Raw genomic sequence first — 23,579 nt, 5'->3', positions numbered from 1 at the left:
ATTAGCTGATGAAGGGATTCTATTTAGAGTCGTGGCAATCAGTCTTTTGTCTCCCTGTCTGCCTAAAGGCAGGTTATCTTTTGTCTTTTATCTAGAATAACATGAAAAAACTTGCACAGTTTTCTGTAAATTACCCCGTTACGGTGGCCATGATTATCCTGGGCATTGTGCTGTTGGGATTTATATCCTTCTCCCGATTGGGCACTGATTTGTTCCCGGATTTGAACAACCCGCGAATCGTGGTCGAAATCGAATCCGGCGAAAGACCTCCCGAAGAAATAGAAAAGCAGTATGTGGAGCAGATGGAAGGTACCATTATCCGCCAGAGCGGTGTTGTTAATGTAAGTTCTTTAAGCCAGGTAGGTTCTGCCCAGATCACCGTTGAATATACCTGGGACCAGGATATGGACGAGGCTTTTTTAGACCTGCAAAAGGCATTGACCCCTTATAGTCAGGATGAAGATATTGAGGAGCTGAATATCTACAGAAATGACCCCAATGCTTCGCCAATTATGCTGGCAGCCGTTACGAACCCTGATATTACAGATATGGACGAGCTGCGCAAAGTGGCGCAAAACTATATTCGCAACGAGCTAATCAGGATTGATGGCATAGCGGATGTTCGTTTATCTGGTGATGAGACCAAAGAAATACTTATAGAAACAAACCCTTATCTGCTGGAATCTCATGAAATAACTTCCTCCACAATCGTTACCAAAATTGAGAATTATAACCGTAACGTATCCGGTGGTTCTATCGAAGAACTGGGGCAGAAGTACATTATTAAAGGGGTTAGTATATATCAGTCGCCACAGGATTTGGGAAATTTGGTTGTAGGAAGAACCCTGGAACAGAACGAAACGGGTCAAATGGTTGAAGTGCCTTTGCTTTTGAAGGATGTGGCCACCGTCTCCTATAAAAATCAAGATCCTCAGAATATCGTTCGATTAAATGGGAATAGGTGCATAGGATTGTCCATTTACAAGGAAACAAAGTTTAATACGGTAGCTGCCATTGATGCCTTAAACAAAGGTTTTGATAAGGTGAAAAAAGCACTGCCGGGTTATAAAATAACAGTAATAAAAAACCAGGGAGAATTTATTACAGATGCCATTTCCGAGGTAGAAGACAGTGCGTTGATTGGAATTGTATTTGCCGTGCTGGTATTGTTCTTGTTTTTGCGCAGAATCGGTACTACTTTGGTGGTAAGCGCAGCCATTCCCATTTCCATTATCGCCACGTTTAACCTGATGTATTTTAATGGCCTCACCTTAAATATCATGACGTTGGGCGGATTGGCGCTGGGTGCCGGTATGTTGGTGGATAATGCCATTATTGTTGTGGAAAACATTTTTAGCCTGCTGGAAAAAGGCAGGCCCTTGCGTGAAGCAGCAGTTGAAGGAACAGCGAAGGTCGGTGGTGCTTTGGTAGCATCTACTTTAACTACTGTTGTGGTGTTCTTGCCTATCGTTTATTTACATGGTGCGTCCGGCGAGCTTTTCAAAGATCAGGCATGGACCGTGGCTTTTTCTTTGCTTTCGTCTTTGTTTGTGGCCATACTCATCATTCCCATTTTAAGTGTTTTATTATTGGGTAAACGACCCGAAAAGATAAAAGTTAAAGAAAAAGACTATCCGCGATACACGCGCTTTTTAAGCACTATGATTGATAAAAGATATCTGGTGGTATTGGTGGCAGCTGTTCTTGTGGCATTAAGTTACTTTTCAATTTCTTTGGTGGGAAGCGAATTTATGCCCCAGGCAAAAACAAGAGAGTTCTCTATAGAAGTCACTTTGCCGGCCGGTGTTGGTTTGGAAAGAACGGCTTCAACCATGCACTCCATGGAAGAAATGATTCAGGAAAGCATGGGCGAGCACTTGGCATTTGTATACACGCATTCAGGTCCTCAAACCGATTTGTCGGGCAGCGACCAAAGTGTTTTTGAAGGAGAGAATACTGGTTTTATCAAGGTGGTGTTAAAAGATAAGTCTCCGTATACAACCGATGATTTTATTCCTGTTTTGAGCCAAATGTTCGTTGGAATAACCGACTTAGAGTTGGAATTTATTCAGGATGAGACTGCACTGGGCGAGATTCTGGGCAATGATGCTGCACCATTCGTTGTGGAGATTATTGGCGATGATTTAGAAGAATTAGATATGCTGACGGACAAGGTATATGCGGAATTAAAAAAAGAAGGGGAACTCTATAATGTGAAGAGTTCATTCGAAAAAGGTGTTCCGGAAGTAAACGTGACCATTGACAGGTACAGGGCTGGACTATTTAACATCAGTGCCTCTACTATTATTACTCAACTGCAGGAATTTTTGATGGGTAAAGATGCAGGAAGCATCGAGAGTGATGGGGAGTTGACCGATATAACCTTAAAAATGCCGGATTATCAATTAAAAGATTTAGAGAATTTTGAAATAGAAAACGGAGATGATACGTACCGTTTGGGAGAGTTAGCCAGTGTTTCAATAGGCTCGTCGCCCAAAGAGATCATCCGAAACAATCAAAACCGCGTGGGAAAAATAACGGCCCATATGAAAGGAAATATCCCGGTAGATAAACTCGCGATTAATGTGGAAAGTATTTTGAGTAAAATTGATTTTCCAACCGGTTATCGTTATCAGATAAAAGGGGACGAAATGATGCGAAAAGAGTCATTCGGCAGTTTGTCTTTTGCCTTGTTGTTATCCATAGTGTTGGTGTATATGGTAATGGCTTCCCAGTTCGAATCGCTTATTCATCCGTTTACCATTTTACTGACCATTCCATTGGCAGGGGTTGGAGCCATTGCCGCTTTCTTGATTTTAGGCAAGTCGTTAAATATTATGGCGTATATCGGACTGGTCATGTTGGCGGGTATTGCCGTTAACGATTCCATCATTCTGGTGGATGCTATCAACCAATTGAAAAAAGAAGGGTTGAAATTAAAAGATGCCATTCTGGCCGCAGCCAACAGCCGTTTACGTCCTATTTTTATGACTAGTTTAACAACTATTTTAGGATTGCTGCCATTAACATTCGGTTTTGGAGAAAGTGCCGCTATTCGCTCATCTATGGCCATTGCGGTAATTGGAGGATTGATAACGTCAACGCTGTTAACCCTGGTGGTGATACCTTGTGTATATTACATTTTTGATGGGGTTTTTAAAAAACGAATAGATAAAAATGAGGATTTGTATTGATCCTCACCCCTGTACCATTGGTACAGTGCTTCCCCTTGTCTTTATGGACCAAAGGAAGAACCAACGTAAATAATTTAAAGGTTAACTGCGTACCGTTGACTACTAACTGAATACTGCTGACTGAAACAATGAACATTATAATACATAGAAAAGTACTGATAAGCATGCTGTTCATAGCGCTCTCCTTACTTGGGATTGTGTCTTACAAAAACCTGTCGGTAGAGCTATATCCCGACACTGAGCTTCCCATGCTTTTTGTCCAGATTGTTGGGGATACCGAATCTGACCCCAAATATGTTGAGCAAGAAGCCGCAATACCTATGGAAGGTGTTGTGGGTACTTTGGAAGGCATAGAAAAGATGGAAACCCGCATCAATCCGGGGAGGGCGACCATAATGGTATACCTTAGCAAAGAGGTTGATTTTAAATATGCTTACTTAAAGCTTGCGGAAAAGGTGAGCTCCTCACAAAGCCTGTTGCCTGATGATTACAGGGCTACGGTGTTAAAAATGGACATGGACCAGATCACCAACCAGTTTATGCAATTGCAGGTGTTGGGCGAAGGTGATGTGGACCGCGTTAGAGCGATTACAGATGAACGTATTAGTGAAAAGCTGGAAAGCATTGATGGCGTTGCGGGGATAGAGGTTTATGGGGGAAGGGAAAAAACGGTGGAGATTACCTTAAACGAAGATAAACTAGAAGCATTGGACCTGACCACTTCGGAAGTCAGAAGGATGATTCTGAATAATGAAGGAGAAAAAACATTTGCAGGTCGGGTAGTGGACGAGAACCAATACTTGTTTGTAAATGTGGAAGGAGAGTATAATGATATTCAGGATTTGGAAAATGTAGTCATTTCTGCCGAAGGACCAATTTTGCTGAAGGATATTGCGCAAATAGTCTTTGGCGTTAAAGAAGAAACGTCCTACAGTAGGGTTAATGCCAAAGAGGCTGTTACCATCAGGTTATCAAGGGAATCTACGGTTAATCAGATAGAACTTTCTGCCAGAATAAAAGACGAAGTGGAACGGCTTAATCGTGAGCTTGAATCAGAGGGTGTTGAGGTAACCATAACATCCAATACGGCTGAAACGATGGAGGAAAATATTGCCCAAATTATCGATTTAGCTTTGATTGGCAGCCTTTTGGCAGTTTTTATATTATGGATTTTTCTCAAGAACATACCATTGGTTTCCCTGGTCATGTTGTCCATTCCCATTTCCGTGTTTTCGGCATTTAACATTTTCTATGCTTTCGGTATCACCATCAATACTTTAACGTTGATCGGTATTGCCCTGGCCGTGGGGATGCTCATCGACAACAGCATCGTCGTCATGGAGAATATTTACCGGGTAGCATCTACCGAAAAAGACCGGGACAAGGCAGTTATATTGGGGACCCGGGAAGTTTGGCGGGCTATATTGGCCGCAACATTGACTACTATCACGGTATTCCTTCCTTTTGTGTTTTCATCCAATATCTATTTTAAGCTTGTAGCCAAAAACATCAGTGTATCCATTGTAGGTACCCTCATTATCTCATTGGCTGTTGCATTGTTGCTGATACCCATGATGACACACAGCGTTTTGTGGTACGGAAAATCAGATGTTCAGAAACGATTAAGGCGTTTGCCGCTTCACAACAGGATGATACAATCGTATTTGGTACTGTTGAAAAATGCTTTGCGATTGCCTGCGCGAACCATCAATATGGCAGTGCTTGCTTTTTTTCTGACCGTATTTGTTAGTTTGGTAGTTAGTTACCAGGTAAACAAAGAAGTTGAAACACCGGAGTATGTCATCAATATCGAACGACCTTCCGGTTCTACTTTGGAGGCTACCGACGAAATGGTGAAAGAATTTGAAAAAAGAATTGCAACCGTTTCTGAACATGATAAAATTATCAGCCAGGTTTATGAGGAAAAAGCCAGCTTGGTGGTTAAGTTAAAAGAGGACTACAAAAAGGACTCGGAACGCTCGTTGGGTGAAATCAAGGCCGAGATTCAATCAAAGTTGTATGGCTACGATGACTCTGAAACCGTTTTGGAACAGGGAGGTGCCAGCACTGGCGGAGGTTCCGGTTTCGGCGATAACCCGGGAATGAACCTGATGGGCATGTTCGGCATAGGGCAGCAGCAGGAAAGCGTGGTGATAAAAGGCGAGGATTTTGACAAGATGTTGCTGTTGGCGGAGGACATCAAGTACATTTTAGAAGACAATATGGATGAAATGAGGTCGGTAAGGATCAGTGCCGGGTTTCCCCGCCCCGAGGTGCACCTGGAGTTCGATCCGGGCTTGATGAGCATGTATAGCATAACGCCTCAGAATGTGCTCACCGAATTGAGCACCTTCCAAAGTGAATTACGCTCGGGAGGCATGTTAAGGTTAGACAACGAGGAGTACGATATTGTGATGAAAGAGGAAAACCCTTATGATGATGGAGAAGTACCTCCCAAAACCTACGATGACCTCCAACAACTGAATATTATCTCAAACTCGGGCGCCCTGGTTGCTTTGAGCGATTTTTCCGATATAATCTATGCCAGCGGACGCGCGGAAATCCTTCGGGTAAACCAGCAAAAAGAAATAACGGTGAGATATTCCTTCGACCAGGAAATTAATGATTCAAAATCTTTGTTGGAGCAGGCCCGTCAGGATGTAGACGATTTGGTTGCCGAGGTAAACCTACCCTCAGGTACAGCCATTGAGGTGATACATGAAGAAGATCAGTTTGAGGAGTTCTATTTTCTGATAGGAACGGCTTTTATTTTAATATTAATGATTCTGGCTTCGGTGTTTGAATCGTTTGTGACCCCATTCGTCATGTTGTTTTCTATTCCTTTGGCTGCCATTGGCTCGTTTCTGGGACTCATTTTTACAGGTAACTCATGGCTCAACCTCAATACCCTTATAGGCTTTTTGATTTTGTTGGGAATTGTGGTGAATAACGGAATCATCCTAATCGACTACTCCAATATACTGCGGAAAAAGGGCATGCGACATTCACGGGCTTTGCTGCAAGCAGGAATTTCCCGTGTTAGGCCCATACTGATAACCGCAGCAACCACCATTATTGCCATGTTGCCCCTGGCCATGGGTAAATCGGAATATGTAGGTAGTCTGGGAGCGCCCTTTGCCATAACCGTTGTGGGCGGTCTGTTGGTCAGTACCCTGTTGACCCTGGTTTTTATACCCACTTTTAGTTTTGGTTTAGAAACCGCATTGGCTTGGATCCGCTCCTTAAATATCGTGTATAAACTTATTATTTTTAGTGCATGGGGGATAGGTATCTTATTGATCCAATTTGTGTTGAACCATACTTTTATTTGGATGCTGGTGGAATACTTTGCGTGTATTGTTGGTATTCCTGCTACGATGTATTTTGTGTTGACCAGCTTAAGACAGGCCAATACGCAACTGATTAAACCCGATGAGCCCATTACGATTCGCCTGCAGAGTGTGGTTAAAGTATACGACCGCGACAACAGGTTTATGCGCGAATGGAAAATGGGTAAACTTTATGGTGGCAGGGAACAGGCCACCAAAGGGGTTAAGAATTATAGGGAAGGTATTATCTGGCAAATACCGTTGTTTGGTTTCTTGATATGGATGACCTGGTTTTATCTTGAAACCTCATTATGGAACTTTATCTTCTTGTTTGTCAGCTATTTTATCTTTTTATCTTATACGGCTTATTTGAGACAATGGCCAGACAAAAAAGGACGGTTTAAACGTTTGTTCTCGGCGAATAACATAATCTTTAAATCGATGTTGTGGGCATATCCTGCCGTTACCTTAGCCTTATTTGCCTATAAGTTTGATAGTGTGGCATCTGCCATTGTTTGGGCATTGCTTTGGTATTTGGGTATCTATATTTATGTTACCGGCAAAAAGTTACAATCAGAAAATATTAACGTAGAACGATTGAAAGGTCGCTTTGCCGGCATTCGCAGAACATGGTATGTTTTTGTGCGCTCTATCCCCGTTATCGGAAAACAAAAACAGTCTTTTAAAGCCCTCCAGGGATTATCCTTAACCATGGAAAGTGGTATGATTGGATTGTTAGGCCCTAACGGCGCTGGAAAAACAACCATCATGCGTATTATCTGCGGAATTCTTGATCAGAGCTACGGTAAGATATTCGTGAATGGATTGGATTCGATTAAATACCGGGAAGAACTGCAAGGCCTGATTGGATATTTGCCCCAGGAATTTGGTTCGTACGAAAATATGACTTCGTTCGAGTTCCTGGATTATATGGCTTTGCTAAAGGGACTCAGGAAAAAAGAAGAAAGATACAAACGAGTGGAGTACGTATTAAAAGCAGTACACATGTGGGACAGGAAAGACAACGCAATCGGTTCGTTCTCAGGTGGTATGAAACAGCGAATCGGAATTGCCCAAATCATGCTGCACTTACCTCGGATTTTAGTGGTAGATGAGCCGACGGCAGGACTGGACCCGAGGGAGAGAATCCGTTTCCGTAACCTGTTGGTGGAATTGAGCCGCGACAGGATCGTGATTTTCTCCACCCATATTATCGAGGATATTTCCAGCTCTTGTAACCAGGTGGCAGTAATGAAACGGGGCGAACTCAAATATTGGGGTAAACCTTCCGAATTATCTCGGGTCACCCAAGGTAAAGTATGGACTTTTGAGGTTCCTGCCAACGAGTTTGAACGAGTTAACAAGCAATATCAGGTGGTACATCATATCGGAACAGGTGCGACCGTTCGGGTTAGGGTTCTGGCCAACGATAAACCGGTGGAAAACGCGGAGCAAGTCCATTCAAGCCTCGAAGATTCGTATCTTTGGTTATTGAGGAATGAAACATCCGCGCAATAAACGCATGATTTGAATTAAGCCTCTATAGAAGGCCATCAAACGGGGTTTCTTGGCAAAACGCACAAAAAAATGGGTTGCAAGCGGTAAATAATATTAAACAAGCGGTTAATAGTGTTATGCAAGTGGTATTTAAGGTTTTATAAAAGGTATAAATTAATATACGAGTGGTAAAATATCCGATATGAATAGTTAATCCTTTTATATAAGTGGTTTTTTATAGGGTTTGAAAGGAAAAAGACCGCATAAAAGTGGCACTTTGCAATGTATTGTAAGTTTAGGATTATAAAAAGCGACTTTTCGTATGAGAAGTTCGTAAGCGACTCCAGTAAATGGTAAAAAGGATGTGTCAAAATATAGATCAAGTTATTTACAAACCAATTGATAATAACAGGTACGATGCTACGATATAATTTTAAAAGAGTTTTTAGGGCAAGAGGAATCGAAAAAGTTCATGCATACTTACGTAAAGCAGGCTTTTCGGATAATTTTGCAACCAAAATTAAAAACAACAATGCCAAACGTCTGGAACTTAAAGACGTTGAGCGACTTTGCCTGGCGCTTAGGTGTACCCCCAATGATTTTATGGAATGGACCCCGGAACCCAATACAGAGATATCGGAAAATCACCCGATGAACAACTTGAAAAAACCGAAACATGAGGTTGATTTTGTAAAAACGCTCAACGAGGTGCCGCTGGGTAAACTGGAAGAACTGGACCGTATATTAAAAGAACATTTGAGCAAATAGTAGTTATGCCTTTGCCATCGTTAAAAACATTGGTTAAGGTCGGTAAAAACCATAATACTTAATCCCTGAATAGCGTTGTTCATCTTAATGCTTGATATTTAATCCTCTAAACTGTAGTCATGACAAACATTTTGCATATTATCAAATACAACCTAAAAATTATTTTCGGTAACCGATTTATTTATTTTTTGGGGGCTTCACTTATTTTCTATCTATTGTTCACCGGTATATCCCTATTTTCCGATGAAATGATTAACGTAGAAGATGTTTATTATCAACTGATCTTTCCGGGAATCCTGCTCATGTTTTTTCCGACCGCCTTTGGGATACAAAACGACGAAGACTCCAGGATTCTTGAGATACTTTTCGGCATTCCCAACTATCGATATAAGGTATGGTTGGTACGTTTGTCTATCATTTTTGTCATGGTTTTTATCATCGTTACCATCCTGGCTTTTATCAACAATTATTTATTGGTTGAACTCCCGGTGCTTGAAATGGGTGCACAATTGATTGTGGTACTCGTGTTATTCGGAACGTTGGGATTCCTGTTTAGTACCATCGTAAAAAACGGCAACGGAACTGCAGTGGTTATGGTTATTGTGGGGCTATGCCTTTGGTTTTTACATGGCTTCATAGATGTTTCCAAATGGAATGTGTTTTTGAATCCGTTTTCTACACCCAATAATATCAGTGAGTCACTGTTTCAAACCATGTTGTTCCAAAACAGGCTCATTATTATTTCGGTTTCAATAGCCGCGGTACTCTGGGGATTGATTAATTTGCAAGGTAGAGAGAAGTTTATTAGGTAACCTTAATTTTTCGGGGGTGATTTATCAGATTTGTTATGCGTTTAAAAGCAGGATAGCTCCTGCCTTTATATAAATGAAACCATTCCATGAATAACATTGCAATGCTAATTTGAATTTTAAGGCACATTGCATTACAAAATTAGTAGTAGCTCATAAAAATGAATGAGATATCTTAGGCTTTTTAATAATTTGCACCCTCCTTTCCTCCTTTTAAAAAACCTAAAAATTCAGTAACTTTATTTTACCAAGGGCGATGTGTAAAAGTTCATTGCTCCTGTCATCTGACGTATTCTAGCAAAGACTGCCTGCCGGATAAACGATGTGTTTTCGTACTATTGATAATAAGAAAGGGAGGATCTTATGAAGGCTTATAAACAAACGTTCGAAATTATTGATTATGCCCGGTTGTTTCATAAGAAATTGAATGATTTTTATGAGCAACTACATGAAAAATCTGAAAAACAAAGGGTGAAAATGTTGCTTGAGTACTTGAGTAAACATGAAAAACATCGTGAAGAGACACTCGCCAATTACGAGAAAGAAGCATCGGAAAAAGTAATGGATACCTGGTTCAAATATGTTCCTGGAAACATCTCGTCAGAGTGTCTGGAAAAAATGGTGATTAAACCTGATATGTCCGTTGACGAAGTAGTGGATAGTGCGCTGTTGATGAACAATTGTCTTATCAAATTATACAAAGGTTTAATAGAGGAGACAAAAATTGATGAAGTCAAAGAGGTATTTATTAGTTTATTAAAAAGAATCGAAAAGGAAGAGAGGGATCTTGTGCGGGATGCTACGAGGCTTAAGGACATATAGTTTTTTAAGGTTTCAATATGGAGTAGTTGCAGAAAAGTCTTTGAAGAATCGGGAAGTAAAAACATTCCCGAATCAATTGTTTGTCCCAACATGTTTTTGTAATAAATAACCAAACAAGAGATTAGTGTCGGTCAACAAGGAGGAACATACCATGTTAACAGAAGAGCCCCAACAAAACTATTCATTTGGAGGTAAGGATATGCGCAGATAAAGGAAAACCTTTTATCCTTGAAAACAAGGAAGCAGATATATCTATTGCGATTTTTAAAATTGTACTGGAAATTGAAAAAACATTACATGTGGAACAACAATGCTTATAGCCAGTGTCAAGTCATATCTGCGGGGACAGGCGGGATACGACACCATTTTTATAGTACGATAAAAAGATATCATAATGTATAAATTTCTATTCGGTCCGGTACCTTCACGGCGGCTTGGAATGTCCCTGGGGGTAGATTTAGTGCCTAAAAAAGTTTGCTCCCTCAACTGTGTTTATTGCGAGGTGGGGCGCACCACGCTATTAACAACCGAAAGAAAAGAATACATTCTCTATGATAAAGTCACCAGTGAGTTAGAACATTATTTTGCCAACAACCCCGATCCCGATTATATTACTTTCTCGGGTTCTGGTGAGCCAACCCTCAACACAAAAATAGGGGAGGTATTACAATTTGTTAAACAGATAAAAAAAGATGTTCCGGTTGCAGTTTTAACCAATGGTACATTGTTTTACAATAAAAAGGTTCGTCATGAATTAATGGGTGCAAACGTTGTACTTCCATCGCTTGATGCGGCAACAGAAACTACATTCCGGAAAATAAACCGTCCGGCAACACAGCTGACAGTTGATAAATATATTCCGGGATTAATTGATTTTAGGAACGAGTTCAAAGGAACCATCTGGCTTGAGGTAATGATCATACCGGGATATAACGACGGTATGGATAACCTAAATTCAATAAAGGACGCCATATTAAAAATTAAACCGGACAAGATTCAGTTAAATACACTCGACAGACCGGGTATTGTACATGGATTACGGGCAGCTAGGTGGGATGAACTGCAAAAAATTATCGAATTATGGGGACTGGATAATGTTGAAATTATTGCACCGATACCTGAACGAAAAGACATGACATCTTATCGTAAAGATATTGAAAGCACCATTGTAGAAACCATATCCAGGAGGTCCTGTACGCTTGACGATCTTCATAAAATTCTGGGAATCCATCATAATGAGATTAACAAATATTTGGGTGTGCTGGAAGGGGAAGGTAAAGTTAAAACTATTAGAGCAGATAGAGGATGGTTTTATGCGATTGATTTTTGAACCCAAAAATAACAAATTAATGTGGCCAGCTATAATTATATCAGGATTGATATATAATTATTTGAGGTGTAGGCAATGGTTAAACAAATATGGAGGAAATTAAAATGTTAGAAATTAAAATGAATGAAATGAGAGATTTATTCGACGACCGAAACTGGCAAGACGTAGAAGGATATGCCGAAGGTACAAAAGAAAAAGTGTTGCGCGATGATGAATTTGCAAAAACGATTTTACTCAAGCTTCCCAAAGGCTTCCATGTAGATCGTCATTCGCATGCCACCTGCGAGCAATTTTTAGTACTCAAAGGCGAATATATCAGCAAGGATAAAAAATATCCGGCAGGATCCTATGAAATGTTCAAAGCACATGAAAAGCATGGTCCTTTCGAATCGAAGGATGATACTTTAATCCTTTTTATCTGGGATCCTAAAAGTTGATTATACATTTTAGCCGATAAAGGTTCTTCACACCTTTTCGAGGATGAGCGCTCGAACTAATACAACCTAATTCGAACGTTGGATTTTTAATTCATAAGTTAAATCGGGTAGTTGTTCTCTATGATTTAATCAATTACGGGCGATGAATTCATACAAGTAACTATCGGAAATAATAGTCAGTGTTATACTAATTCACCAACTGAGCGGATGATATAGTCAGTAAAAAAAATGTCATGAAAAACAGAAAAAACAGCGGACCCCAGAAAGATGCGTTAAGGGGAAACCTGAAAATAGAAGGCGGGCAAATTCCATTATCCAAAGCAAATCATCTTAACCAAAAAAGCAAAAAAAATAGTGTTTCAGCCCAGGATGGAAATCTATTTATTGTTCCATGGCAACGGTATACATAAAATAAAAACACTTAATGATGAACACCCGTAAACGTAAAGAATCGGTGCGGGTAACAAAGGAGAAGAAAGTTTTCAATGTATTATACGATAACGGGAAAATTCGGAAATATAAACCCTGGCTTGGCGATATGTTTTCATTCCTGTACAACATGATCATGGACAAATCTGTTTTCCCCAATAAGTTTAATGGCTCTATTCAAAAGCACTTCGAGATTTTAAAAGGTGAATTTCAAGACATTCACCATCAAAAAATATTGGATATTGCAGCCGGTAGTGGGAATGCCGTAGAATTTCTGCGCAATGATAACTCATATATCGGCACTGATATCAGTTCGGGGCTTCTTGGTATGGCAGCAAAAAAATTCAATCATAGTGTGTTTGAAAATGCTGAATTCTATGTTACTGATGCCAACAATATGCCATTCGGCAACAATTTTTTTGATTTAAGCTTGTGTCACCTGACATTAAACTTTTTTACCAATATCGACAATTTTATACTAGAATTAAAAAGAGTGCTAAAGCCGGGAGGAATATTCTTTAGCGGCACACCAACACCAGAGAAGAAAAAAACTGACGTAAAAATCGGTGGGACACTTTATGCTGAGGATGAGCTAAAAGAAATGTTTTAGCAAAAAAAAAATTAGGTTCCAGAGTTTACCTTATGAGAATGGAGCATTGTTGTATTTTAAAGCCCATTAAACCTCCCAAAATAAGCCTGTTGCTCCGGTAACTAACGCAACATATTCGCAACTTTTACGGCCACAAATCCTTGTATATGCGCCTGCCTTAAGGGTGACAAGTATTATCACTGGTTTCAAGGGTCCCGTTAAGTAATTCCAATACCAACTCTTTAGGTGGTTTAATGGTCACCCCCACAAATACATTTATCTTTTTCTGATTGAACAAGGCTATTACTTTTTGGCCCATACTGCAGGCAATCACGTCGGTTACTCCCATATTAGCCAGCCAGCCGGGGTATTGGCCTGATTCGTGGCAAGGAGGTGACAAAACTTCCTCCCCGGATACCGAATTTTTCTTTACCTTATAGATATTAAACTGTTGCGTGTGCCCGAAATGGTTGCTTAATTGCCCGTTATCAACCGGGATAGCAATCTTTGACGTATTCATGTTTTTTTATTTAAAGAGAATGTCCAAAATTGACAATTATAAAATTTGAAACTTACGATTTACAAGATGTCTTCCATTTTACCCCTCCAAAGCTCTCCGGCAGCTTCCGGAAGTCTTAAAGTCCCCTTCAGGGGAGATAGGGGTTAGATACAAGAAACAAACTCCCAAATTGTAAGAATCTTAAAATCCCATTATCGTTTTGGGCATCCTCCTATCGTTCAACCTACTATGCGTTTCAGCTCCGACCTTGTCTCCATCTGTTGCGTCTTGCCCGTCCAAGCCGATGAGCGGATCCCCTTCTTTGAAATCTGTCCTGGTTCCCGGATTCTTGAGGATTACAGTTGCCTAATCCTCTGCCAGTTCTGGCTCCCTTACCTTCCGGACCTGTTCCATTTCTGTTTGGCATATCGACCTCCTTTTTAGTTGTTAATTCCTCAATATCAAAGTTACCTGATAATACGTCTAAAAATTTGAAATAGCCATCTTAGTCATTAACGTATCAACTAAGATAGCTCACAAAAATAAATGAGTTATCTAACCTGTTCGGAATTGGGATTTTTATCCTAAATTTATAATGTAATAGAACTAGGCGATTATGAGTTTAACCAGCACATGCATTGATTGTAAGATAGGTTCGAAATGCTTCAGGAAATTAATTCCGTCCGAATTAGAATTTATTAATCAAAAGAAAACACAAATTACCTATAGAAAAGGTGAGAACCTTTGTAAACAGGGAGCTTTTGCTTCTTATGTTTTATATGTTTCCAACGGCCTGGTAAAACTTTATCTGGAAAACAAGAATAATAAATTTACCAACATCAAAATACTTAAAGCGTCCGATTTTATTGCTATAGAATCTATATACGGTGACAATATTTATTTTTATTCGGCCGTTGCCCTTCAAGAAACTGATGTATGCCTTATTGATAAAAATGCCATTAGAAAACTGCTGGAGAACAACGCAAGTTTTGCTTCTGAAATGATAAAACGGTATTGCAGACAGGAAAAACTATGTTTTAATATTATACAAAGTATCGGTTACAAACAGATGCCAGGAAGGCTTGCGGATACCTTGTTATATTTGACCGCAGACAGATTTAACAACGAAAACGTGTTCAAATTTATTACAAGAAAAGATATAGCTGATTTCGCTTGTATCTCAAAAGAAAGTACCATTAAATTGTTGACTGAATTTAAAAATGAAGGAATTATCGATATTGACGGAAAAAATATTGAAATACTAAAACCAGATATCCTAAGGAAAATTAGCAAACTGGGATAAATAGTTCCCTTAGCTCATGAAAATAAATGAGATATCTTAGATAATTTGCTGTGATATAATCTTTTTCATTCAATTAAAAACGATCAAATTTTTGTATCTTAATGATGGTCAATCAGCAAATTCTACAAAGATGAAAGAAAAAAAGAATTCATTTTGGATGATAACACCGGCCATTCTTACTGCAATAGCTGCCCTCATTAAATCAATTACCGGACTCTATGTTGCGCTAAACAGGTCTGATGATAATTCATCTTCTAAACCATTGGAGCTACCCAACAATGCGGTAAAATCCATGGAGGATGAGTAGTTGGCCTATTAAAAAAATATCTCCCTGGGATATGCTATTTTAAAAATTAGGTATGATACTAATTATATTCTTGGACCATCCGCCTTAAAAAACAAGTAGTATTTGTAATTGTAACTCTGCAAAATATATTCGAAAACTGACAGGTTTATCTATGTTTGAGTTGTATGTAAGGCTGAAATTAGTCTATTTTTTGAGATACAAGATTTTTTATAAACCATAAATAAGCAGAAAAAATGACTAAAAAGAAGACGGACTATTTGACCCTAATTATAGGGCAGAGTTTTATGCTGATTGGGTTTACGACTTTTATAATCAATTATTTTATTCTGGATAATAATACTTTATTAGTTATTGCAATCATTCTACTCTTTATTTTATCCATGATCTTTAATCTGAAATATCTCATAAGTAAAATAAAAGAGACAAAAGAATGATCACTAAATAAAAACCTGGCGCCTTTGCCGGAAGGTATAAGATGATTAATTTAGAAGGAATATAACCTGTAATGCGCTGAATTAAAGCGATATTGAACAAAGTCTAGTATTCAATAAGGTATATAAGCCATTAAAACGTTTCTTAAACGAAACCGGTGGTAATAATTTTTGAAAAACGACCACAAATTGTCTTTAAATAATTGAATGTATATCATGAAAATAAAAATCTTCTTTATTGTATTTATTACAGGAGCTATTTTTTTAGCCTACTCTTGCCAAAATGAATCTCCAATTAAAATTATTGATCAGGAGATAATGGTTGATGTCCCCGAATCAGCAGTCTATGTCCGAGTGCGTGGAAATGCAAACAAACCATTAATCATTAATTTACATGGTGGCCCTGGCGGATATTCCGGGATAGACATAAAGTTGATGGGACCGGGACTGGAAGATAAATTTCTGGTGGCATACCTTGACCAACGTGGATGCGGAAAATCTTTGGCATGTTCAGACACAATATTACTTACAGTAGCGCAGTATCTTGAAGATTTAGATATTGTAATCGATACCCTGCGCGCCAGATACCAGAAAGATAGATTAAATATCATGGGAACCTCATGGGGTGGAATGTATGGTTTCTTGTACTTGTTAAAAGACCAGACTAAAGTGCATGCTTATGCGTGTATTGACGGAAAAGTGAACAGCCAATATCAAAACCAATCACTTATTAATTTTGAAACAAATAGAGCAAAAGAGATGCTTCAAACCAAAATTTCTGAAGAACAAAAAGCTGAATTGGAGCATATTGTCGCAGAACTGAAACGAATTAAAAGCAGTAATTTTGCACACTTCCATACCGATGTAAACTGGATGAAACATGAAGTGCCTCCAAAACTTGGATTCAACGCTTATTTTGCCGATACTTCCAAGGTTATTTCATTTAAAGATGTAGTTCAAGATACTGCCTTAATGAAATTGATGAAATATACAGCCAAGGAATATGCAGAAGTTGGAGATAAAGCAGAAATCGTAAATGCTGCTTTCCGAAACACACCTTCGTACAACAACATCAATATTGAACCGGAATTAAGGCAGATAAAAACTCCCACAATTGTTATTCAGGGCGAACAAGACTATGTGGTTGGTACAGGGCACGCTGAATTAATTTACAATGCATTATCTGGTTTGTCCAAGGACGAAAAAGAATTGCACATTATTCCCGGCGTTGGACATTGCCCCGCTATTGAAAGCCCCCAACTATTGTGTGATATCTTAGTTGATTTTTTTGAAAAGGAAAGTTTGAAAAAATAAGAAATAAAAGCACGAATCGCTAACCATATAGGATAGATATTAAAGCCCAGCGGAGCACAAAAAAAACAACAGGGAGAAAAGTCCCTGCTGCCGTTTTTTTTTGCTGAATCTTCAAGACCAGCGCTCAATTGGGTTTTAATTTGTGTTGGGCTAAATCCCTTTATTATAGCCTTTTAATTAAAGAGGTTTAATATTCTGCTTTCTGTTCGGTAAGGGCATCTCGCGCCTGGCTGTGTTATTCTCAAACCTCTTTTTAGTTCTTCATTATCTTCCTTATTTTCATTGACAATCGGGTGTATTTTTTCCGTTCAGGCTATTTGTGGATCACATTGGAGAAAAGGGAATGCGAGGGCGCGTAATATCCCATCTTCACGTTGCCCTTCGGTTAGTTGGGCCTGGAAATCGTTACGTAGTTCTTCGATACTGGTTTGTTCAGGCTCTTTTTCGACGAAGCTGGCATAATCATTATTGTGCCACCAGTAACGTTCCCGTATGCGCTCACTTATATTGCGAAGGATGGCCTTCTGATCGAATGTTTTTTTAAATTTGTCATTATTGTAAACTGTTAATGGAACATGTAAGCTATTAAGGTAGTCGAATGGAGTGACTTTTGGCCACCGAGCGAAGTGAGGTTTAGTTCAATAATGTGTATAATTTATAAGGTTTCTAGAGGTTTTCAAGTGCTATCACCCGCCTCAATCTTGGGCGGTAACTGGATGGGTTTGAGGTCCGAAATCCCTGACGAAATCATACACTCAACCTTTTGCAAAAAACAACAGAGGTATTCATCATAAAAATCAGAATAAGGTGTCTAACAGCTATCAAGTTAGTAAAGAATTTAAAGATATGATCATGATTGATTTGCCTTTGGGCGAATACGACGATTGTATATTTCGTAACTGCAATTTCTCCGAGGGTGATTTGTCGGGTTACATATTTTCAGAATGTGAATTTATTGAATGTGACCTAAGCAATATGAAGCTGACCGATTGTGCTTTCAGGGATGTACACTTTAAAAGCTGTAAAATGATCGGTCTGCAGTTTGATGATTGCAATACCTTTTCGTTATCGTTCCGGTTTAGCGAATGTATATTGGATTATTCCTCGTTTTATAAGCTAAAGCTAAAAAAGACTGGTTTTGATACCTGTAGGATGACCGAGGTAGATTTTTCTGGAACAGTGCTTACCGGTTCATCATTTCATAACTGCGATTTAAGCGGAGCGATATTCCAGCGGAGCAACCTGGAAAAAGCGGATTTTAGGACTGCGACTAATTTCTCCATTAATCCCGAACAAAATTCAATCCGCAATGCAAGGTTTTCAGTACCCGGATTAGTTGGTTTATTGCATAAATACCATATTGTTGTGGATTAAAGTAATATATTTGCCGACGATTTTAACGCATTATAGTTGACACTTAATATGAACAATAAAAAGGTTGGAGCGGGATTGTTTATCGCCGCCCTGATTGTTTATGTAATTGGCTTATTTCCGGAAGTTGGTATCGATTCGGGAAAGTATGCCGCCATAAGCCGAATCATGTTTGAGCGCGGAGATTGGATGACTCCACAAATACACGGTCATCCATATTTGCACAAACCTCATTTTTTCTTTTGGCTGAGCACTGCTTCATTTCATTTGTTTGGGATATCTTTATTTGCTTTTAAGCTACCCACTTTATTGTTTTCGATAGCAAGTGTTATCGCGCTTTACAGAATGGCTAAACTGTATTATGGCGAACAAACAGGATTGCTGGCTGCCTTAATGTATGCCACATCCGAAATGATGTTTCTGTACCATAACGACTTACATACGGATGCCCTGTTGACGGCTAATGTTGTGCTAGGCGTATCTTTCCTGGCTTTCTTTCTTCATCATAAAAGTGCTATCAATTTTATTTTAGGTTTTGTGTTTATTGGTTTTGCCATGATAACCAAGGGACCTGTTGGATTAGCAGTGGCTGTTTTTGCTGTTGGCGGACATTTATTGTTGAAAAAAGACTGGAAAAACATTTTTAATCCGGTTTGGTTGTTGGCGTTTCCAATATTAGGGTTGGTTCTGTTTCCCACGTTAAAGGCCAATTACGATAATTTTGGCTGGGAAGGGATCGAATTCTTTTTTTGGTCGAATAATGTAGGTAGAATTCAAGGTGCCTACAACAAAGGAGGTGCAGTGGATGGAGATATCTCTTTTTATCTGCATACCATGATTTACATTTATTTGCCATGGTCTTTGTTCACACTGATTACCATCGGGAATCATATCAAAGGTATGTTTGTAAAAAAGGGAAGCGAAAGATTTAAGCGACCCGAGTATATGACTTATGCAGTGGTTATAATTTATACCTTAATATTGTCCGTGGCGAGTCAGAAGGCACCTCATTATTTATATCCGGTTACGCCGTTTTTATCGGTAATTGTAGCCCAATTTCTTTACCAGGGAATAGTGGAAAGCAAAAACCATATGTTAGGCAAGTGGTTGCTGGGAGCACGTAATGTAATGCTGGCCATTATCACTGCGGCATTGGTTTTTATACTCACCTATGTTTTTAAAACCGGAAACTTGACAATTTGGATTCCGGTGATCGTTGGGATGGCAGTTGCTATTTATTTTGTATTGCCCAGGCATGAATTGTATCAAAAAATCATTGTTCCATTAGCCATTTCCTCCATTGTATTAAATTTTGTTTTAAATGCACATTTTATACCCAGCGCGTTTCAATATCATGGCGGTATCAGGGCTAGCGATGCATACAGCCAATTGGCTAATGCGCAAGAAGATTTATATACCTATAAGTTTCGTCAGTTCGAAACTTATTTTTACCCCTCAAAAATTTCTTCCTGGTACCAGGAAAAAGAAGATTTCGAAAAAGTGATGAATAACGCCAACTATTGGGTGGTAACCAACGAGGAAGGTTATAAGGATATCAAGGAGATGATGCCGTCCAGGATAGGTTTTGAAAAAGCTTTTCCACATCGATTAATATCAAGGATGTCCGGTGAGTTTTTAAATCCTGTCACACGCGAAAAGTCCTTAAAAAAAGTATATTTGCTGAAAATAGAATAAGTTTTTTAAAAAAACATAACATGAAGATTTCTGTAGTTATTCCGGTTTATAATGAGCAGGGTAACATTACGCCGTTAGTAAATCAAGTGTACGAAGCACTGAACCCTTCAAAATACGATTTTGAAACGATACTGATTAATGATGGTTCAAAAGACAAAACCGTTGAAGAAATTAAACAGCAAAAAGGTAAAAATGTTGTTTTAATCGACTTGAGAAAAAACTTTGGCCAATGTCCTGCCTTAAAGGCCGGTATTGATTATGCTACAGGAGATATCATTGCTACATTAGACGGCGATTTGCAAAACGACCCTGCCGATTTAATCAAGATGATGGAGGTGATGGAAAAAACGGGATGCGATGTTGTCACCGGAATCAGGGCACAACGCAAAGATGATATGTTTCTGAGAAAAATACCTTCGAAGATTGCAAATTCGCTGGTGCGAAAAGTGTCCGATACACCTATCATTGATAATGGATGTGCCATAAAGGTTTTTAGAAGTGATATTGCAAAGGATATCCCGCTATACGGCGAAATGCATCGTTTTATTGCCATCCTTGCCATTAATGAAGGTGCAAAAGTTGAACAGATTCCGGTAAATCACAGGGCTCGTGTTGCAGGGGAATCAAAATATGGGCTTTCGCGTACTTTTAAGGTAATCAGCGATTTGATTTTAATGCGATTTACCAATAAATACTCCCAAAAACCAATGCACTTTCTGGGGCCTATTGGTGCAGGTAGTTTTGCTATTGGAGTTGTTCTGATGGCTTACTTATTGGTAGTGAAATTAATGGGGGAGGATATTTGGGGACGTCCTTTGATTTTTGCTGCAATTGTATTCCTGCTTGGCGGTTTTCAGCTGATTATGACAGGTATTACCTTGGATCTGTTAATGCGAACCAACCACGAATCACAGCAAAAGAAAATTTATAAAGTTCGTAATAGCGAACAGATATAGTATTTGATTTACAAAAAGGATAGAATCGCTACAGGCGATGCTATCCTTAACCTATTTAGTTTTCTTCACAAAAAGTTCAGTCATACATTGTTATAAGTTAGTAAAATGCCGTAGTAGCAATCTCTTGCTATGTACTACTGGTTTTTAGATTTGAATAAAGAAAATTAAAATTTTACCTTTTTAACATTAAATTAATGTCGTATTTATACGTCATGTTAAAATATGACGTATATTTGCGTCAAACAAATGGGTTATGGTACAAGCAAAATCGGAATTATTCGAAAAAAGCCTGACGGAAAGTGCGAACCTTTTCAAGGCGCTCTCGCATCCTGCCAGGTTGCAAATCCTTATATTCATCGCTGAATCAGAATCATGTATTACAGGTGACATATCGGATGAGTTGCCCCTGGGGCGAACAACCGTGAATCAGCATATTAAGGAATTAAAAGAAGTGGGGTTGATTGAAGGTGAGATTGCAGGGGTAAAAACAAAGTATTGTTTAAATGTGAAAAAGATCGATGAATTAAAGCTTACTTCGCTTGCTTTCTTTGATCAGCTAAACACAAAAAATTATAAATGTAAATAATCATATAAACTTTGGAAAATGATATAGGAATAACAAAAAGCAGTCAAACAAACGCTTTTCCTTTGTGTCCCTGTGTTCATTTTTCCTGATTCAAATGACTTACAACAATGAAGGTATTAATTTTATGTACAGGTAACAGCTGTCGCAGTCAGATGGCTCATGGATTTTTACAATCTTTTGACGAGAGAATCACGGTTCGTTCAGCGGGAACCGAAGCTTCGGGTAAACTTAACCAAAAAGCGGTTAAGGCCATGAAAGAGATTGGTTTGGATATCAGCGGTCATAGTTCAGATTCGGTAAACGATTATTTGGACGAAGAATGGGATTATGTCGTAACGGTTTGCGGCGGAGCAAATGAAGCCTGCCCCGCATTTATGGGCAAAGTAAAAAATCGTTTGCACATTGGGTTTGACGATCCGTCGCACGCAGAAGGAACAGAGGAGTTTATCTGGAGTGAATTTATCCGTGTTAGGGACGAGATTAAAGAAGGATTTCATAAGTTATATACTGAGAAAATCGAACCTCAATTAAATTAAGACTTCACCTTGAGGGTGTTCGGAATTTAATTTATGAAAATGATAAACTTACGAATTGTAAACGCCAAACGAATGGATGGGGATTTATTGCCTTCCAACTTACAATCCGTAAGTTTCACTGTTAACATAAATTAATTTTGAGACGGCCCCTTCATTACTTCAAATATTTGACTTATGGCTGAAAGTAAAGCTGGGATAGGATTTTTCGAAAAATACCTGTCCCTTTGGGTTGCCTTGTGCATTGGTGCAGGTATTCTTATTGGTAATTTTGCCGGGGACAGCGTGCAGGTATTAAGCTCGTTAGAGGTATTTAAAGTTAATATCCCTGTCGCTATTTTAGTGTGGTTGATGATTTATCCTATGATGTTACAGATTGATTTCTCCAGCATAAAAAACGTAGGAAAGCGCCCAAAAGGCTTAATATTAACCCTTGTTGTAAACTGGTTGATAAAACCCTTTACCATGGCCTTTTTTGCATGGATTTTCTTTTCGATAATTTATGCGGCTTATATTTCGCCCGAACTTGCAGGAGAATATATTGCAGGCGCCATTTTGTTAGGAGCAGCTCCTTGTACGGCAATGGTTTTCGTTTGGAGTTATTTAACCAATGGAGATCCAAATTATACCTTGGTTCAGGTAGCTGTAAACGACTTAATAATATTGGTTGCATTTGTACCTATTGTAGGATTATTGTTGGGAATGACAAATGTACAAGTCCCTTATGATACCTTGGTAGCAAGTGTGTTAATATTTGTGGTTATTCCGCTGTTGGCAGGATATATCACCAATAAACAGTTAATAAAGAGAAGGGGAGAAAAATGGTTTACAGAATCATTTCTACCTAAGTTTAAGCCTGTTTCCATTATAGCATTGTTGCTAACATTGGTATTGTTATTTGCGTTTCAGGGAAATACCATCAGTGAAAACCCATTGATAATTCTATTGGTCGCAGTGCCATTGGTCATTCAAACTTACTTTATCTTTTTTATTGCCTGGCTTGGCGGTAAAAAACTTAAATTACCACATGCGGTATGTTCACCGGCAGCTATGATTGGTGCAAGCAATTTCTTTGAGTTGGCTGTGGCCGTTGCAATTGCATTGTTTGGATTGCAATCACCTGCCGCTTTGGTAACGGTTGTCGGGGTTTTGGTAGAAGTTCCGGTAATGTTGTCGCTGGTGGCAATTGCCAATAAATGGAAGTAAACGTTTACGTGGTTTAACCCGGATTATGTATTAGAGGTATGTAATGCGTATTTAAAATACGATAAAACAAGGAGTTGCTGAAACGAGGCATAACTTTTCCCGATTACTTTCAAAGAATTTATCGTGGGTAAAAAAATTACATTAAAATTTCATCGCACTTGATGTTGCGGGGAT

Annotated in this window: 20 protein-coding genes; 18 read left to right on the top strand and 2 right to left on the bottom strand. The window is 38.9% G+C overall.

The features are described 5' to 3' along the window. The first annotated feature begins 101 nt into the window (after positions 1 to 101). From ACRD64_RS13600 to ACRD64_RS13560, 9 genes are all read left to right on the top strand, one after another. Entirely contained in the window at positions 102 to 3,194 is a 3,093-nt protein-coding gene (locus tag ACRD64_RS13600) for an efflux RND transporter permease subunit (RefSeq protein WP_430933943.1), read from the top strand. A 128-nt stretch (positions 3,195 to 3,322) separates the two neighbouring features. After that, positions 3,323 to 8,041: an efflux RND transporter permease subunit gene (locus tag ACRD64_RS13595; RefSeq protein ID WP_430933942.1), complete on the top strand. Its 4,719-nt coding sequence runs from the start codon at positions 3,323 to 3,325 to the stop codon at positions 8,039 to 8,041. Positions 8,042 to 8,437: 396 nt separating this feature from the next. After that, entirely contained in the window at positions 8,438 to 8,788 is a 351-nt protein-coding gene (locus ACRD64_RS13590) for a helix-turn-helix domain-containing protein (protein WP_430933940.1), read from the top strand. 119 nt (positions 8,789 to 8,907) lie between these two features. Then, positions 8,908 to 9,600 carry a hypothetical protein gene (locus ACRD64_RS13585; protein WP_430933938.1) on the top strand — a complete coding sequence of 231 codons (693 nt, stop codon included), beginning with the start codon at positions 8,908 to 8,910 and terminating at the stop codon, positions 9,598 to 9,600. Positions 9,601 to 9,960: 360 nt separating this feature from the next. After that, entirely contained in the window at positions 9,961 to 10,419 is a 459-nt protein-coding gene (locus ACRD64_RS13580; protein ID WP_430933936.1) for a hypothetical protein, read from the top strand. A 394-nt stretch (positions 10,420 to 10,813) separates the two neighbouring features. Then, positions 10,814 to 11,749 (top strand): radical SAM protein, encoded by a 936-nt coding sequence (locus ACRD64_RS13575; RefSeq protein WP_430933934.1) that lies wholly within the window; start codon positions 10,814 to 10,816, stop codon positions 11,747 to 11,749. 128 nt (positions 11,750 to 11,877) lie between these two features. Then, on the top strand, positions 11,878 to 12,186 hold the full coding sequence (locus ACRD64_RS13570) for a cupin domain-containing protein (RefSeq protein WP_430933933.1): 309 nt from the start codon (positions 11,878 to 11,880) through the stop codon (positions 12,184 to 12,186). A gap of 233 nt (positions 12,187 to 12,419) precedes the next feature. Then, entirely contained in the window at positions 12,420 to 12,596 is a 177-nt protein-coding gene (locus ACRD64_RS13565; RefSeq protein WP_430933932.1) for a hypothetical protein, read from the top strand. A 14-nt stretch (positions 12,597 to 12,610) separates the two neighbouring features. Next, entirely contained in the window at positions 12,611 to 13,225 is a 615-nt protein-coding gene (locus tag ACRD64_RS13560; RefSeq protein WP_430933931.1) for a class I SAM-dependent methyltransferase, read from the top strand. A 157-nt stretch (positions 13,226 to 13,382) separates the two neighbouring features. Here the strand turns inward: ACRD64_RS13560 and ACRD64_RS13555 are convergent, their stop codons facing one another. After that, positions 13,383 to 13,724, bottom strand: a complete 342-nt coding sequence (locus ACRD64_RS13555) for a NifB/NifX family molybdenum-iron cluster-binding protein (RefSeq protein ID WP_430933930.1) — start codon at positions 13,722 to 13,724, stop codon at positions 13,383 to 13,385. Between the two features lie 235 nt (positions 13,725 to 13,959). Then, positions 13,960 to 14,130, bottom strand: a complete 171-nt coding sequence (locus ACRD64_RS13550) for a DUF5320 domain-containing protein (protein ID WP_430933929.1) — start codon at positions 14,128 to 14,130, stop codon at positions 13,960 to 13,962. Positions 14,131 to 14,319: 189 nt separating this feature from the next. Here ACRD64_RS13550 and ACRD64_RS13545 point away from each other — a divergent pair, with 189 nt between their 5' ends. The 9 genes from ACRD64_RS13545 to arsB all read left to right on the top strand — a co-directional run bounded on the left by ACRD64_RS13545 (position 14,320) and on the right by arsB (position 23,405). Continuing rightward, on the top strand, positions 14,320 to 15,006 hold the full coding sequence (locus ACRD64_RS13545; RefSeq protein WP_430933928.1) for a Crp/Fnr family transcriptional regulator: 687 nt from the start codon (positions 14,320 to 14,322) through the stop codon (positions 15,004 to 15,006). Positions 15,007 to 15,136: 130 nt separating this feature from the next. Then, positions 15,137 to 15,313, top strand: a complete 177-nt coding sequence (locus ACRD64_RS13540; protein WP_430933926.1) for a hypothetical protein — start codon at positions 15,137 to 15,139, stop codon at positions 15,311 to 15,313. Between the two features lie 647 nt (positions 15,314 to 15,960). Next, positions 15,961 to 17,058 (top strand): alpha/beta fold hydrolase, encoded by a 1,098-nt coding sequence (locus tag ACRD64_RS13535; protein WP_430933924.1) that lies wholly within the window; start codon positions 15,961 to 15,963, stop codon positions 17,056 to 17,058. A gap of 807 nt (positions 17,059 to 17,865) precedes the next feature. Further along, complete coding sequence (locus tag ACRD64_RS13530; RefSeq protein WP_430933923.1) at positions 17,866 to 18,432, top strand: pentapeptide repeat-containing protein; 567 nt, start codon at positions 17,866 to 17,868, stop codon at positions 18,430 to 18,432. A gap of 48 nt (positions 18,433 to 18,480) precedes the next feature. Next, complete coding sequence (locus tag ACRD64_RS13525; RefSeq protein ID WP_430933922.1) at positions 18,481 to 20,124, top strand: ArnT family glycosyltransferase; 1,644 nt, start codon at positions 18,481 to 18,483, stop codon at positions 20,122 to 20,124. Positions 20,125 to 20,144: 20 nt separating this feature from the next. Beyond that, on the top strand, positions 20,145 to 21,080 hold the full coding sequence (locus ACRD64_RS13520; RefSeq protein ID WP_430933921.1) for a glycosyltransferase family 2 protein: 936 nt from the start codon (positions 20,145 to 20,147) through the stop codon (positions 21,078 to 21,080). 253 nt (positions 21,081 to 21,333) lie between these two features. Continuing rightward, positions 21,334 to 21,666 (top strand): ArsR/SmtB family transcription factor, encoded by a 333-nt coding sequence (locus ACRD64_RS13515; protein WP_430933920.1) that lies wholly within the window; start codon positions 21,334 to 21,336, stop codon positions 21,664 to 21,666. Between the two features lie 107 nt (positions 21,667 to 21,773). Then, entirely contained in the window at positions 21,774 to 22,202 is a 429-nt protein-coding gene (locus tag ACRD64_RS13510) for an arsenate reductase ArsC (RefSeq protein ID WP_430933919.1), read from the top strand. A 174-nt stretch (positions 22,203 to 22,376) separates the two neighbouring features. Further along, complete coding sequence (gene arsB, locus ACRD64_RS13505) at positions 22,377 to 23,405, top strand: ACR3 family arsenite efflux transporter (RefSeq protein ID WP_430933918.1); 1,029 nt, start codon at positions 22,377 to 22,379, stop codon at positions 23,403 to 23,405. Positions 23,406 to 23,579: the final 174 nt, after the last annotated feature.

It is taken from the genome of Saccharicrinis sp. 156, from assembly GCF_050589685.1.
Classification (GTDB): domain Bacteria; phylum Bacteroidota; class Bacteroidia; order Bacteroidales; family Marinilabiliaceae; genus Saccharicrinis.
The sequence above is the reverse complement of the archived record's forward strand: the minus strand, read 5'-3'. Positions and strand labels throughout refer to the sequence as shown.

What these genes read in the sequence shown, in the direction of transcription:
- arsB (WP_430933918.1), top strand. Translation starts at nt 22,377, where the DNA reads ATGGCTGAAAGTAAAGCTGGGATAGGATTTTTCGAAAAATACCTGTCC.
- ACRD64_RS13515 (WP_430933920.1), top strand. Translation starts at nt 21,334, where the DNA reads ATGGTACAAGCAAAATCGGAATTATTCGAAAAAAGCCTGACGGAAAGT.
- ACRD64_RS13510 (WP_430933919.1), top strand. Translation starts at nt 21,774, where the DNA reads ATGAAGGTATTAATTTTATGTACAGGTAACAGCTGTCGCAGTCAGATG.
- ACRD64_RS13565 (WP_430933932.1), top strand. Translation starts at nt 12,420, where the DNA reads ATGAAAAACAGAAAAAACAGCGGACCCCAGAAAGATGCGTTAAGGGGA.
- ACRD64_RS13580 (WP_430933936.1), top strand. Translation starts at nt 9,961, where the DNA reads ATGAAGGCTTATAAACAAACGTTCGAAATTATTGATTATGCCCGGTTG.
- ACRD64_RS13555 (WP_430933930.1), bottom strand. Translation starts at nt 13,724, where the DNA reads ATGAATACGTCAAAGATTGCTATCCCGGTTGATAACGGGCAATTAAGC.
- ACRD64_RS13595 (WP_430933942.1), top strand. Translation starts at nt 3,323, where the DNA reads ATGAACATTATAATACATAGAAAAGTACTGATAAGCATGCTGTTCATA.
- ACRD64_RS13520 (WP_430933921.1), top strand. Translation starts at nt 20,145, where the DNA reads ATGAAGATTTCTGTAGTTATTCCGGTTTATAATGAGCAGGGTAACATT.
- ACRD64_RS13570 (WP_430933933.1), top strand. Translation starts at nt 11,878, where the DNA reads ATGAGAGATTTATTCGACGACCGAAACTGGCAAGACGTAGAAGGATAT.
- ACRD64_RS13585 (WP_430933938.1), top strand. Translation starts at nt 8,908, where the DNA reads ATGACAAACATTTTGCATATTATCAAATACAACCTAAAAATTATTTTC.
- ACRD64_RS13535 (WP_430933924.1), top strand. Translation starts at nt 15,961, where the DNA reads ATGAAAATAAAAATCTTCTTTATTGTATTTATTACAGGAGCTATTTTT.
- ACRD64_RS13525 (WP_430933922.1), top strand. Translation starts at nt 18,481, where the DNA reads ATGAACAATAAAAAGGTTGGAGCGGGATTGTTTATCGCCGCCCTGATT.
- ACRD64_RS13575 (WP_430933934.1), top strand. Translation starts at nt 10,814, where the DNA reads ATGTATAAATTTCTATTCGGTCCGGTACCTTCACGGCGGCTTGGAATG.
- ACRD64_RS13545 (WP_430933928.1), top strand. Translation starts at nt 14,320, where the DNA reads ATGAGTTTAACCAGCACATGCATTGATTGTAAGATAGGTTCGAAATGC.
- ACRD64_RS13600 (WP_430933943.1), top strand. Translation starts at nt 102, where the DNA reads ATGAAAAAACTTGCACAGTTTTCTGTAAATTACCCCGTTACGGTGGCC.
- ACRD64_RS13550 (WP_430933929.1), bottom strand. Translation starts at nt 14,130, where the DNA reads ATGCCAAACAGAAATGGAACAGGTCCGGAAGGTAAGGGAGCCAGAACT.
- ACRD64_RS13560 (WP_430933931.1), top strand. Translation starts at nt 12,611, where the DNA reads ATGATGAACACCCGTAAACGTAAAGAATCGGTGCGGGTAACAAAGGAG.
- ACRD64_RS13590 (WP_430933940.1), top strand. Translation starts at nt 8,438, where the DNA reads ATGCTACGATATAATTTTAAAAGAGTTTTTAGGGCAAGAGGAATCGAA.
- ACRD64_RS13540 (WP_430933926.1), top strand. Translation starts at nt 15,137, where the DNA reads ATGAAAGAAAAAAAGAATTCATTTTGGATGATAACACCGGCCATTCTT.